General features: G+C 46.7%; 13 protein-coding genes and 1 other RNA gene. 11 read left to right on the top strand and 3 right to left on the bottom strand.

What is annotated here, in order from left to right; all coding sequences use genetic code 11:
• Position 1: 1 nt before the first annotated feature.
• The 6 genes from zapD (at position 2) to FM037_RS01665 (ending at position 5,210) form a co-directional block, all read left to right on the top strand.
• The gene (gene zapD / locus FM037_RS01690) at positions 2-736 is read left to right on the top strand and encodes a cell division protein ZapD (protein ID WP_144044568.1); all 735 of its coding nucleotides are present in this window, start codon (positions 2-4) and stop codon (positions 734-736) included.
• A gap of 113 nt (positions 737-849) precedes the next feature.
• Positions 850-1,062 (top strand): DNA gyrase inhibitor YacG, encoded by a 213-nt coding sequence (yacG, locus tag FM037_RS01685; protein ID WP_144044567.1) that lies wholly within the window; start codon positions 850-852, stop codon positions 1,060-1,062.
• Positions 1,063-1,067: 5 nt separating this feature from the next.
• The gene (gene mutT / locus FM037_RS01680; protein ID WP_144044566.1) at positions 1,068-1,478 is read left to right on the top strand and encodes an 8-oxo-dGTP diphosphatase MutT; all 411 of its coding nucleotides are present in this window, start codon (positions 1,068-1,070) and stop codon (positions 1,476-1,478) included.
• A 487-nt stretch (positions 1,479-1,965) separates the two neighbouring features.
• Complete coding sequence (locus tag FM037_RS01675; protein WP_144044565.1) at positions 1,966-2,970, top strand: ABC transporter substrate-binding protein; 1,005 nt, start codon at positions 1,966-1,968, stop codon at positions 2,968-2,970.
• An 85-nt stretch (positions 2,971-3,055) separates the two neighbouring features.
• Positions 3,056-3,955, top strand: coding sequence for an ABC transporter permease (locus tag FM037_RS01670; RefSeq protein WP_144044564.1), 900 nt, complete (start codon positions 3,056-3,058; stop codon positions 3,953-3,955).
• Positions 3,948-5,210, top strand: coding sequence for a quaternary amine ABC transporter ATP-binding protein (locus tag FM037_RS01665; protein ID WP_144044563.1), 1,263 nt, complete (start codon positions 3,948-3,950; stop codon positions 5,208-5,210). The genes FM037_RS01670 and FM037_RS01665 overlap by 8 nt, the downstream gene beginning before the upstream one ends.
• Before the next feature lie 75 nt (positions 5,211-5,285).
• Here FM037_RS01665 and rnpB read toward each other — a convergent pair.
• Positions 5,286-5,645, bottom strand: an RNA gene (rnpB, locus tag FM037_RS01660) — RNase P RNA component class A.
• A gap of 189 nt (positions 5,646-5,834) precedes the next feature.
• Positions 5,835-6,680, bottom strand: a complete 846-nt coding sequence (gene rsmI, locus FM037_RS01655; RefSeq protein WP_144044562.1) for a 16S rRNA (cytidine(1402)-2'-O)-methyltransferase — start codon at positions 6,678-6,680, stop codon at positions 5,835-5,837.
• 87 nt (positions 6,681-6,767) lie between these two features.
• Here rsmI and FM037_RS01650 point away from each other — a divergent pair, with 87 nt between their 5' ends.
• From FM037_RS01650 to FM037_RS01635, 4 genes are all read left to right on the top strand, one after another.
• Positions 6,768-8,657 (top strand): penicillin-binding protein activator, encoded by a 1,890-nt coding sequence (locus tag FM037_RS01650; protein WP_144044561.1) that lies wholly within the window; start codon positions 6,768-6,770, stop codon positions 8,655-8,657.
• 12 nt (positions 8,658-8,669) lie between these two features.
• Entirely contained in the window at positions 8,670-9,020 is a 351-nt protein-coding gene (locus FM037_RS01645; protein WP_144044560.1) for a YraN family protein, read from the top strand.
• Between the two features lie 79 nt (positions 9,021-9,099).
• Positions 9,100-9,690, top strand: coding sequence for a phosphoheptose isomerase (locus FM037_RS01640; protein ID WP_144044559.1), 591 nt, complete (start codon positions 9,100-9,102; stop codon positions 9,688-9,690).
• A gap of 298 nt (positions 9,691-9,988) precedes the next feature.
• Positions 9,989-10,558: a BON domain-containing protein gene (locus FM037_RS01635; RefSeq protein ID WP_144044558.1), complete on the top strand. Its 570-nt coding sequence runs from the start codon at positions 9,989-9,991 to the stop codon at positions 10,556-10,558.
• A gap of 149 nt (positions 10,559-10,707) precedes the next feature.
• Here FM037_RS01635 and FM037_RS01630 read toward each other — a convergent pair whose 3' ends face one another.
• Complete coding sequence (locus FM037_RS01630) at positions 10,708-11,619, bottom strand: DMT family transporter (RefSeq protein WP_144044557.1); 912 nt, start codon at positions 11,617-11,619, stop codon at positions 10,708-10,710.
• 125 nt (positions 11,620-11,744) lie between these two features.
• On the opposite strand from FM037_RS01630, the gene FM037_RS01625 reads away from it, so the two are divergent.
• Positions 11,745-12,626, top strand: coding sequence for a LysR substrate-binding domain-containing protein (locus tag FM037_RS01625; RefSeq protein WP_144044556.1), 882 nt, complete (start codon positions 11,745-11,747; stop codon positions 12,624-12,626).
• The last annotated feature ends 185 nt before the right edge of the window (positions 12,627-12,811 follow it).

The raw sequence follows: 12,811 nt of genomic DNA, 5'->3' as shown, positions 1-12,811 counted from the left end.
CATGACTGAATTGATCTATGAACAGCCTCTAAACGAGAAGACTCGAAGCTACCTTAGACTTGAGTATCTTGAACAACAACTGCAAATGAACTTGGATCAAGATCATCAACATCGTTGTTTCTACCCCCTTTTCTCATTATGTGAGCTAGCTGAGCGATGCGACTACCGCGGCGAGGTACTCAAAGACCTAGATAAGCAGATTTCATTACTGTCCAATTGGAAAAGCCTGCCCCACATAGATAAACAGCAAGTCGATAAATACTTATCCCTCCTATCTAACGCTCGAGACACACTTCAAATAAGCGAAAGACCCGGTAGCCAACTAAAACAGAATCGTTTCTTAATGGCTCTACGCCAAAGATTCAATATGCCTGGAGCATGTTGTAATTTTGACCTGCCACAACTTCATTATTGGTTAGCCAAGCCTTGGGATGTTCGAAGACAAGAGTACTCGCAGTGGCTAGATACATTTAGAGCGTTACTGACCCCCATCAGCCTGCTTCTTGAACTAACCAGATTAACGACTGAATATACTGCAGCCGTGGCGAAAGCTGGGTTCTATCAAGGTAATAGTAATCAGGCACTGTCATTAATTAGAGTGCAACTAGACTCACATCAAGGCTGTTACCCTACCATTAGTGGGCATAAAAATAGATACGCGATTCACTTCGTACAATTCGACCAACAAAAACACTCGGATAAAGCGATTGAGTTTAAGTTAGCAACCTGTATCTAAAGACAGTATTATAGGTTTCATATCAAACATCATGCTTAAACAGCTAAACTTAAGCTAGGCCCTGAGCCCAAAGTTAAGCCAAGTTTGCACGCGTACCTTGTAGAGACCGAACAATGACAACCCGAGTAAAGTGTCCCACCTGCCAAACAGAAGTGATCTGGAATTCAGAGTCCAAGTTTAAACCTTTCTGCAGTGATCGCTGTAAGCTAATCGACCTAGGCGACTGGGCATCTGAAAAACATGCAATCCCAGTCAAGCCAGAATTTGATCACGAGACTCTGGATGCCCAGGGATATGATGAATCAGGTTTCTTCAAAGAGGATTAATCCAATTGTCAGTCTCGATAGCTACAACTAAAAGAGTACATGTTGCTGTAGGCGTGATCATGAATGCTGATGAGCAGATCCTGCTGGCCAAACGCCTCACCCATCTACATCAAGGTGGAAAGTGGGAGTTCCCCGGCGGTAAAGTCGAAAAGGGCGAATCTGTGACTCAAGCATTAGCGCGAGAGCTGAAAGAGGAAGTTGATTTAACCATCACAGATACAAGCTCCCTAATGAGCATCAGTCACGACTACCCGGATAAGCAAGTGCTCTTGGATATCCATTGGGTAACTTGCTTCACAGGAGAGGCTCACGGGCTTGAAGGGCAAGAAGTTAAGTGGGTCGCTAAGTCAGATTTACAAAACTACGACTTCCCTGAAGCCAACAAGCCTATAATCGACAAGATTTTAGAGAGTTAATTGCAACTCTAGCAATAACTAAGATATAAGATTCAGTATTGAGGGGATATTTAATTTCACTAGAAATCGAATAGCTCCTGAATTTTAGTTTGCTATTTAAGCTCAAAAAACGATTTTCTACTTCTATTCCCCACGAATACCAATCCTTACATTTAGAATATTAATCATAATTTTTATTGATTAGACTGCAGATTAATTGACCCTTTGGCGAACAGGCATACTGAGCCAGATAGGGGACAAAAGTGTGGCTGGAATGATGCCAGCAAGATGATTAAACTCGATGGCCATACCCTACAAGACTGTTAACAATGCGTTTACCATGCTAACTTAACCACATCGAATTGTTTACCATCGGACTACTTTTGGTAAGGAGTTTGTAATCACGCCGTTGCCTGCAACACCTAAGTACGACCCCAAGTTTGAACTCTAACAATTGTTAGTGAAAGGCACGAGCACCAAAACTTCTAACCTCGAGCACTGAGTTCTTATGAAAAGTATAATTTTAATTGCTGGATTACTCCTAAGTAGCGCTACACATCAAGCCTTTGCCGAAGAACAATGCGGTAAGGTCACTATCGCAGATATGAATTGGAGCTCGGCTTCATTAATCGCTAATGTTGATCGCTTTATTCTAGAACATGGTTATGGCTGTGAAGCCGAGTTGATCCCTGGCGATACTATGCCGACCAGTACTTCAATGGTTGAAAAAGGTGAGCCAGACATCGCGCCGGAGATCTGGAGCAACAATGTCAAAGAGCTTATCCAACGTGGTGTCAGTGACAAGCGGCTGACTATCGCAGGTAATTCACTCTCCGATGGCGGTGAAGAAGGCTTTTGGGTTCCCCAATATATGGTCGACAAAGACCCCAGCCTAAAAACCATTGAAGGTATTATCGCCAAAGTAAAAAGCTTTAAACACCCGGAAGATCCCGAACGTGGCGCATTTTATGGCTGCCCTGCGGGTTGGGGCTGTCAAATCTCGGCCGAAAATCTATATCGAGCGCTAAAGCTCGATGCAGCAGGGTTTGATCTTATCGATCCCGGCTCAGGAGCGGGCCTGTCTGGATCCATCGCCCGTGCCTATGAACGCAAAAAGCCTTGGTTTGGTTACTACTGGGCACCCACAGCGATATTAGGTAAATACAAAATGGCCAAGGTGGATTTTGGTACCGGCATCGATGCAGAGCATTTTCGCGACTGTATTTCACAAGTTGAGTGCGCCGAGCCTAAGGTCACCATGTACCCATCGGCACTGGTACAAACTGTCACCACCACAGCTTTCGCTGAAAAATCACCCCAGGGATTTGAGTATCTTGGTAAACGCTCTCTGACCAATGCCCAAATGAACGGCTTGCTCGCTTGGATGGAAGATAATCAGGCAGACGGTAATATCGCAGCCGAGTACTTCCTAATGAATCATGAAGATATCTGGCTTAAATGGGTTCCCGCCGATGTCGCCGCAAAGGTGAAATCGGCAATAGAAGCACTATAACCCCAAACAAAAATGCGAAGCCTACAGAGCCTCGCATTTTTGCTCCCATCTAGATTATCCCGTGTAAAAAACGATAGAGGTAGTAATGGCTGACTTTTCTTGGTTCAGCAAGTTTCCGAAAATGGACCGTGCCACTTTGGTGGAAATACGTAAATATTTGGACAGCAGCTTTCGGGACTTTTCCCGAGAGTATGGCGATGTCATCGAGTCTTTCTTCGATCCACTGCTCGGCTTTCTTATCTGGTTTGAAAAGCTGTTGGTGCAATCCCCCTGGTGGGCAGTATTGCTCTCTATTACCGCTTTGGTTTACTTCACCAGTCGTTCATGGAAATTGTCCTTGGGCGTCGTCGTTTCATTTCTGCTTATCGGCTATTTCGGCATGTGGGAAGATACCATGCGCACCCTTAGTATCATTACCGTATGTACGCTAATGGCCATCGTACTGGGCGTCCCCATTGGTATCTTAATGGCCCGCAACAATCGCACCCAAGCGGTAGTGACACCAATTCTGGACGTGATGCAAACCATGCCCGCCTTCGTTTACCTGATCCCTGTGGTCATGTTACTTGGCATTGGCAAGGTGCCAGGGGTAATAGCCGTTGTCATCTATGCTATCCCGCCAGTCATTCGATTGACTAACTTGGGGATCCGTTTGGTAGACAAAGAAGTGTTGGAGGCAGCCACTGCCTATGGCGCCAATTCGATGCAACGTCTGATGGGGGTTCAGTTACCACTAGCCTCTCCCACTATCATGGCAGGTATCAACCAGACCATTATGATGGCACTGGGGATGGTCGTGATTGCGTCTATGATTGGCGTCAAGGGCCTGGGTCAGCCTGTCCTCAAGTCTATCACCAACCAGTATTTCACCTTGGGGCTCTTTAACGGTTTAGCCATCGTCGCTCTGGCCATTATTTTTGATCGCACCTCTCAAGCCTACGCAAAGCGATCTCAGCAACATATGCAGGGTGGACAGCATGACTAACGGATCACAAATTCAGCCACTTATTCAGATAAAGGATCTTTACAAAATCTTTGGTAAAAAACCAACCAAGGTCATGCCTATGGTTAGAGAAGGTTTATCCAAGGATGACATCCTGGCGAAAACTGGCCATACAGTGGGCCTTAAAGCCATCAACCTCGACATTCACAAGGGAGAGATCTTTGTGATTATGGGGTTATCAGGTTCGGGGAAATCGACCTTGATCCGTCACTTCAATCGGCTTATCGATCCTACTGAAGGGCAAATCCTAGTTGAAGGCGTGGATGTAATGAAGCTCAACACCAAGGAACTCGAGCAATTTCGTCGCAAGAAAATGGCAATGGTATTCCAACGCTTTGGTTTAATGCCCCACAGAAGCGTACTGGAAAATGTGGCCTATGGACTCAGCGTACAAGGGATAGATAAAGTCACGAGAAATGCCAAAGCTAAACAATGGCTTGAGACTGTCGGTCTGACCGGATATGAGCAGCAATTCCCCGCTCAGCTTTCCGGTGGTCAGCAGCAACGCGTCGGCTTGGCGAGGGCCCTGTGTACCGATGCTGAGATCCTCTTGATGGATGAAGCCTTCTCGGCACTGGATCCTTTGATACGCAGTGAAATGCAGGACCAACTGATTGAACTGCAAAAAGAACTGCATAAGACCATCATTTTCATTACCCACGATCTCGATGAAGCGCTGCGAATTGGCGACCGGATCGCGATCCTCAAAGATGGCAATCTGATCCAAGTAGGTGAGCCAGTGGACATCTTGCTCAACCCTGCCGACGACTATGTCGAAGCCTTCGTAAAGGATGTAAATCGACCACGAGCGCTAACAGTCGAAACAGTCATGAAGCCGCCTGCATATCGCCTAACCGCCGACACTATAGGTGAAGCGCTCAAACAGATGAAACGTATCCCGGCTAACTATGCCTATTACGTTACCGATGAGGGTTTTCAGGGCGTCGTGTGTCAGGTAGCACTGGAAGATGCCGTCAAGACAGATAAAGAAGCGCCGATGGATGAGTTTAAGGTAGAAGAGTTGGAGCCGATATCGCCGGATGCACTGCTCGAAAGCATCATACCAGCAACCATGGAATCAGACTTTCCTCTGCCTGTTGTCGATTCCGATGGAGACTTACAAGGTGAGCTTTCCCGTGCTCATCTGGCAGACGTGCTAGCGGATTTCTACACCGGAGATGATGCTGACGACAACGCAGACGCAAAAAAGCCAAGCTCAACCTCCAAGGATAAATGATTAAAAAGCGACACTAGAGCTTATAACCAAACAGCAAAAAGCCCGCTTATCTTTCGATAGGCGGGCTTTTCTAAAAGGTTGAGTTGGCCGATAAGCCGGGTCTTGTCGTGGACAGTTATTCATCTAGGCCTGCAATCGCTCACAGGCTCAAGCGACCTACCCGGTTCCAACGCGAGCCGCGCATTAACTATTAAAAGTACTGGAACCCTATTTGGTCTTGCTTCGGGTAGAGTTTACCTTGCCACAGACTATTACTAGCCGTGCGGTGCGCTCTTACCGCACCCTTTCACCCTTACCAATCCGAAGATTGGCGGTCTCCTCTCTGCTGCACTTGTCGTCGGTTCACACCGCCCAGGCGTTACCTGGTACCCTGCTCTATGAAGCCCGGACTTTCCTCCCCGCTCTTGCGAACGCGGCAACTGTCTGGCCAACTCGGCGCGGATTATAGCGAGTGTTGGCGATTACGGCAAGTTGTTAAATGCCCAGTGTTAATAACCTGGGCCGTCACAAGCTCACTTCGAAGGGACTTTTTGTCATATAAGAAAAAATAACAGCAACATTGTCTTTCTCTCGAAGCGACACAGTCGTGCCCTCGAAGGCCTTAGGCCGCGCTCGCAACCGCTTTTACAAACCTATCTCTAAACCATATTTGTAGAGTGCGTTTTTCTTTAGCCCGTAGATCTGTCCAGCGATTGCCGCCGCTTTTTTCAAGGGGAGCTCTTCTACAAGTAACTTAAGGGTATTAATCACTTCAGTTGGAATATCTGCATCATCTTTCGCGCTACGATGACCGTGACACATCAGCACTATTTCACCACGCTGCTGGTTAGAATCACTTTTAACAATCTCAAGCACTTCAGCCACTGTCCCCGAAAGAAAGGTTTCGAAGGTCTTAGTGATTTCACGGCCCATCACAATCTGTCGATCCTCACCCAGAGCCGCCAAAAATGACTCGAGACTCTGAACAATGCGATGAGGTGACTCATAGAAGATCAAAGTTCTTGGATCTTCTTTTAGGGCCGTCAACTTATCAAATCGACCTTTCTCTTTTGATGGTAGGAAGCCTTCGAAAGAGAAGCGATCCGATGGCAAGCCTGAAGCACTCAACGCGGTAATAGCGGCACATGGCCCTGGTAAAGGAGTGACATCGTATCCCGCCGCTCTCACTGCAGAAACCAGATGATAACCGGGATCTGAGATCAAGGGAGTGCCGGCATCTGAGATCAGCGCAACAGGCTCACCATTACTAAGCTTTTGAATGATCCAATCGGCTCTGTCTCGCTCATTATGATCATGCAGCGACGTTTTTCTGGTTTCTATGCCGAAGTGACTCAGAAGTTTACCGCTGTGACGCGTGTCTTCACAGGCGATTAATTTGACACTATTAAGCACATCTATGGCGCGAGAACTAATATCGGCAAGATTGCCGATTGGGGTTGGAACTATGTAAAGAGCGACCGCCAGATCCATATCTACCTCAGTTTGACTATTACAAGACTTTCGTCAAGCGTAAGAGAAGGTTAAACTATTGGCTGCATCTTACCAGAGTGAAGACCTGTGTTGAAAAGACTGAATACAACTAAATTTATTTCTATTGCGGTTTTAGCCACTATTTTGATCGGTTGTGGGTCAACGCCAAGTCAAATAAAACCAAAGGACACTCAGGTATCTTTGGTTAGTGCACCTCTGCAGCCCGCAGATTACCTGACAAAGGCCTCGAGTGCCGATAACGCAGAAATACAAAATCGATACGCACTCCTTGCCGCCCACGCCTTTATCAATCAAGGTGATGGAAATGCCGCGAATAAGACATTAGCCTCAATTAAATCGAATCTGGTACAAAAAACAGAGCTAGTTGCCGAGCATAAATATTTAACCGCAAGGGCACTCGAGCTCACATCGACCTATGATGATGCCCTGCGTGAACTGAATTATCCGACTAAATGGCAACTTGCCGATTGGCAGATGGTGGCCTACTACCAGTTTAAAGCCCGTTTATACCAGCTGACGAAACAGCCCATAGAGCAAGCCAGACAGTTGAGTCTCTTGAGCACTCTTTTGCCAACGGCTCAAGCTGGTGAAGTCAATAACAGTATCTGGCGCATCTTACAGCCATTGCATGAACAAACTTTACTGAGTTTTAGCCAGGATTCTTCAGATCCGGTTTTTTCTGGTTGGTTACAGCTGGCATATATAGCCAAACATTATGCTATCAACCCCAATGAACTAGTGAAGCACCTAGGTAATTGGCAACATACCAACCCAACACACCCAGCCTCGATCAAATTGCCAACGGATCTCGAGAAAGCCTTAACGACTAAACCTTATAATCCACATAACATCGCCGTATTGCTGCCATTGACAGGCCCTAGAGCCCGGGTCGCTAGCACAGTCAAGCATGGCATAATGTCACGTTACTTGGCCAACCCGGATGATAAGGTCTCGATTAATTTTTACGATACCGCCAATGGCGCTCAACTCGCCTATCAACAAGCCGTTGCTGCAGGCGCCGAATTTATCATAGGCCCCTTGCTACAATCTGAGGTCGAAGAGTTGCAACAGCCAATTCCTGCCGTCGTTGTCACGCCTGCCAGCGATAGCGAGCAGACAAGTAAATTAGCAACACCAGCGCCAGTCATGTTAAAGCGAGTACCCCAGCTATATTTAAACCATGTAGATGACTTTACGCCTGACGATGACCAGTTCTATTTCGCCTTATCCCCAGCCCATGAGGCAAGCGATGCAGCCGAGAAGTTATTTGCCGATGGCATCACCACCCCTCTGGTGTTAGCCAGTAACAATTCGGTTGGCCATAGAATGGCTGACAGCTTCAGCGAGGCATGGGCAGAGTTAACCCAGAAACCTGCCGAGGTCCATTATTACGATCCCGGCGATAAGATGAAAGTCACGGTACAAAAATCACTTGGCGTTATCGACAGCAAGGAGCGAATCGCACGGATCAAGGCATTATTGGGCAGCAAGGTCAAAGCCGATTTTCGGTCACGCCGTGATATAGATGCCATCTACATGATCTCCGGCAATAAAGATCTACCTCTGTTAAAGCCTTTTATCGACGTCAACTTCAGTGTGTTCGCCGAGCCGGTGCCACTTTACACCACCAGCCGCAGTCGGGTAGAAAATACTTCGAGAGAAGTATCTCAAGAACTCAACAACCTGATCATCAGCGATATTCCCTGGTTGATCAGCAGCAATAACGAGACTCAATTAGTGGAGCAGCTTTGGCCAACCTGGAGTTTTGGTCAGAAACGACTCTACATCATGGGTTATGATGCGCTGGAATTAGTTGGGAAACTTGCCCAGATGCGTGCACTACCCGGTTACCAATTCTCGGGTCGAAGCGGCATGCTATCTGTGGCTCCAGATGGCACGGTTAACCGCAAGCTCAGCTGGGGTCGTTACCAGAGAGGCAGTCTACGCCCGCAATAAAGGCTCTTTATCATGGACGATAAAAATCATATTCCACATGAGCATGGTCAGCTAGGCGAAAGCCAGGCGAGAAAATACTTAGAACAACAGGGGCTGACCTTCGTCGAACAAAATGTCAGATACAAATTTGGCGAAATCGATCTCGTTATGCGCCAAGGTAAAGCGTTAATTTTTGTCGAAGTAAAATATCGCACTAAGAGTCAATTTGGTGGTCCGTTACATGCGCTGAGCGCGAAGCAAATAAAGAGATTGAGGCGGGCAGCCGAGCATTATATGCAGCTCAAACATCTCGATGTGATCTGTCGATTCGATCTCATCGGGATAGAGCCAGCACAAATATATTGGCTCAAGAACGCTTTTTAAAAAAATTTAATCATTGATGTCAAAGCAGCTAATGACTTATGGCATGATAGCAAACAGATATATAGTTAAGGATTTCCCCATGTTAGAACGTATTAAAGATAGCTTCACTCATTCGATCCAAACCAAAATCGATGCTTCTGAGGCTCTGCCTGAGTCCATCGAGAAAGCGGCACAGATGATGGTTCAATGCCTGCTGGCTGGCAATAAGATCCTCGCCTGTGGTAATGGCGGTAGCGCTGGAGATGCACAACACTTCTCTGCCGAGCTATTAAATCGTTTCGAAGTGGAGCGTCCGCCACTACCTGCAATTGCACTGACAACCGATACGTCTACTATTACAGCCATAGCTAACGACTACAGCTATGACGAGATCTTCTCCAAGCAGATCTTAGCATTGGGACAATCTGGCGATATTTTGCTGGCGATCTCAACCAGTGGTAACTCAGGCAACGTAATAAAAGCGATAGAAGCCGCATTAAGCCGAGACATGACTATCGTAGCATTGACGGGTAAAGATGGCGGCCCTATGGCTGGCCTGCTTAGTATCAACGATGTAGAGATACGCGTACCTTCAAACAGCACGGCACGTATCCAAGAAGTTCACCTGCTTGTCATTCACTGCTTGTGTGACAACATAGATCGCACTCTTTTCCCACAGGATGAGCAGTAATGCAAAACCTGCCAATTCAAGGATTAATACCATTCCATATAAGTATCTGGTCAGTTCAGAGACTCTCATTTTTTTCAATTCAAGGCGCATTGATGAGGAAATGGTTATTCCCTTTTAAGTCAATGCAACACCGAAGTGGAAACACTGAGAGCCTCACGCAGTACGGGTTTCAAAGCCCTTTATGCTGCGTTACATGTTCTCGATATAGAATAACTATTAGCTTCAAACATCCGCCTTGCCTACAGCGCTTTGAACTCCCGCTGAATGATCAGATACTTACTCGGAATGGTATAATAGCATGAGACGATTACTACCGTTAATGGCAGTTATCCTCATGCTACAAGGCTGCGCCGGCGCCGTAATGCTCGGTGCGGTCGGCGGCGCTATGATGGTCAACGATGAACGGAGTTTTCAGACCCAGATCGATGATACCAATGCAGACTTCCAGATCTCCAGTGAATTGGCCAAGCTTGAAGATGTAAAAAACCAGGCCAACATTACTGGTGTAGTGATGAACGGTAACACATTGATGATCGGCCAGGCGCCAAATTCCATGTTGAGGGATAAGGCGATCCGTGCCGTACAGGAGTTAAAGCTAGGCGGTAAGATCCACAATCAGATCCGCATAGGCAATCCAACTTCCTTCACCACCAGAAGTAATGATACTTGGATAACTACTAAGGTCAAAAGCCGGATGTTAAATACCGACAATTTGGATGTGACACGCATCAAGGTGATCACGGAAAACGGCGAAGTCTTCCTGCTCGGTGTTGTAGCCAGAAATCAAGTTGACCTAGCGGTCGACGTGGCCAGAAATACCGCCGGTGTCCGCAAGGTCGTCAAGGTCTTTGAGTCTCCCGGCTCCTAACCACTCTCAGTAGCCGCTATCTTTTTGGTCATTCGATGGCTCGGATAAAACTAACCGATGCGAGCCGTCAGTTGACGCTTGCTGACGCCAGAAAACAGCAAACAGATTTGAATCTACAGGTTGCTAGCCATTCTTAACCCTCTACTTTTCTAGCTTCGCCTCTTAGTCATTCTCTGGCTCGGATAAAACTGACCGATGCGAGCCATCAGTTGACGCTTGCTGACGCCAGAAAATATCCAAGGCAACAACAGGGATGGCAAGACAATAAATCCCGCGCCAAGCCAGCTCAGCCCATCTAACCACTCACCAAACCACAACCAACCGAAGAAGACACAGAATACTAGACCCGTGTACTCGGCAATGGCGACTTCACTCGCCTTAGCCCGTCTATAGGCTAAAACACTCAGCCATTGGTACAGGAGTAAGAATAGATTACTAGCGACAGCAATACCCACCAGAGTCCAACTGAGTCCCGATATTCCTTGATAAAACACCAGAGCCAACACAGGGGGGACACTGAATAGGTTATACAAGATAAGCGTCACCACAGGCGACTCACTCCCCGATAGCTTTTTCAACAATAACTGATTTATCGCAAATGTTAGCGCCGCGGCCAGAACCAAGATGCCGAATAAGTTCATCTCACTCGGTCTTAGTATGATGAGTATACCGATAAACCCCAGTGCGCTAGAGATACTCGATATCGGCCCTATTCTCTCCTTTAAAAACAAGGCGCCCATCAAGACTATCATCAGCGGGGCCGTGTAAAATAGTGAGCTTACCGTAGCGAGTGGCAGCGACATAAGCCCCATAATCAGCAACAAAGCCCCAATAGCCCCAATATTCGCCCTAACCAGATGCAGCTTTATATGACTGGATTTAGGCTTACCCAGAATAAACCATAAGGGCAATAGCATCATGATCGATGTCACTTGTCTGACTAACAAAAAAGTCGCGGCACTTGCCTCATCGGGAAGCCATTTTATGGACACATCATAGAGTGCGCTAAACACATTGCCCCCGATGAGTAAGCCTAGTGCCAGCATGACAGTTGGTTTCATGTTAATTCTCAAATTATCTATGTGTAATGGGGGCATGTTAACCAGACAAAAACTTAAGCTGAAATGATGCTTTCTCATCTTATATGAATTAGATTCATACTAAGGCCAGTATACCGGACTCACATATGCGAAAAATCCCACCTTTACGTGCACTTCAAGTGTTCGAAGCCGCCGCCAGACAGGAACACTTTTCCCGTGCCGCCGATGAATTGTTTATCACTCAGAGCGCCGTATCACATCAGGTACGAGTCCTCGAAGAGCATTTTTCTGAGAAGCTATTTATCCGGAAGGGAAGGCAGCTGCAACTAACATCGAAAGGCAAGTTACTTTATCAGGAATTGAGCCATATTCTCGACAGCATAAGCAGATTAAATCAGAAAATATCCGGTGGTTACAGCCAAGATCTCAGGCTCGCAGTCTATAGCTCATTCGCCGTAAAGTGGTTAATCCCACGCCTTAGCGATTTTAGGCGACAGCACCCTGACATCAACATCAGACTCAATATGATCACCGATGATCCTGAGCTATCCGATAGCGTCGCCGATATGTTTATCAGCGGTCAGAGTGGCCACCCAGGTTTTTGGCATCAACGGCTTCACCAAGAACGGCTCATTCCTGTGTGTAGTCCTGAACTTTTCGAAAGAAGTGAATCAATTGAAGTCACATCTTTATTTAAACAGCCTCTACTTACCGTAGATGAGGGGCCGCTTGGACTCGACTGGCAACGCTGGGGATTGGAAAATAAGGTGTCGTTTCCAGACTCGCAGCAAGAACATATATTCAGCCACGTTCTGCTTGCTATAGAGGCTGCGATTGCTGGACAGGGAGTTGCGCTAGCCTCAGATTTTATGGTGATGAAAGATATTGCCGATGGCCGGCTTATCAGCCCAAAACTACCGGATATCTATACCGGGTTTGAATTTAACTTTAGCTGTAAAAAAAACAGGGTAAGAGAACCCGCTATTGCCGCTTTCATCAACTGGCTAAGCCAGCAGAGCCAGAATTAGAGTTAGATAAAGGTCACTTTGACAAGGGAAAAGGCTACACTAAAATTGTAATGGGTCACCATACACGCACGCTATCGTGACATGACTAACACAATAAATAAGATGAGCTTCATACTCGGTAAGCTGAAGTGATTACAGTAGTTAAAGCGTCGCTGAGACTGGATTAATCTAACTGTAAGTTTTGT

The organism is Shewanella psychropiezotolerans (assembly GCF_007197555.1).
GTDB lineage: Bacteria > Pseudomonadota > Gammaproteobacteria > Enterobacterales > Shewanellaceae > Shewanella > Shewanella psychropiezotolerans.
This window is presented reverse-complemented; position numbering and strand designations above follow the sequence as displayed.

Coding starts and splice junctions, on each gene's coding strand:
- zapD (WP_144044568.1), top strand. CDS start 2: ATGACTGAATTGATCTATGAACAGCCTCTAAACGAGAAGACTCGAAGC.
- yacG (WP_144044567.1), top strand. CDS start 850: ATGACAACCCGAGTAAAGTGTCCCACCTGCCAAACAGAAGTGATCTGG.
- FM037_RS01675 (WP_144044565.1), top strand. CDS start 1,966: ATGAAAAGTATAATTTTAATTGCTGGATTACTCCTAAGTAGCGCTACA.
- FM037_RS01670 (WP_144044564.1), top strand. CDS start 3,056: ATGGCTGACTTTTCTTGGTTCAGCAAGTTTCCGAAAATGGACCGTGCC.
- FM037_RS01665 (WP_144044563.1), top strand. CDS start 3,948: ATGACTAACGGATCACAAATTCAGCCACTTATTCAGATAAAGGATCTT.
- rsmI (WP_144044562.1), bottom strand. CDS start 6,680: ATGGATCTGGCGGTCGCTCTTTACATAGTTCCAACCCCAATCGGCAAT.
- FM037_RS01645 (WP_144044560.1), top strand. CDS start 8,670: ATGGACGATAAAAATCATATTCCACATGAGCATGGTCAGCTAGGCGAA.
- FM037_RS01640 (WP_144044559.1), top strand. CDS start 9,100: ATGTTAGAACGTATTAAAGATAGCTTCACTCATTCGATCCAAACCAAA.
- FM037_RS01635 (WP_144044558.1), top strand. CDS start 9,989: ATGAGACGATTACTACCGTTAATGGCAGTTATCCTCATGCTACAAGGC.
- FM037_RS01630 (WP_144044557.1), bottom strand. CDS start 11,619: ATGAAACCAACTGTCATGCTGGCACTAGGCTTACTCATCGGGGGCAAT.
- FM037_RS01625 (WP_144044556.1), top strand. CDS start 11,745: ATGCGAAAAATCCCACCTTTACGTGCACTTCAAGTGTTCGAAGCCGCC.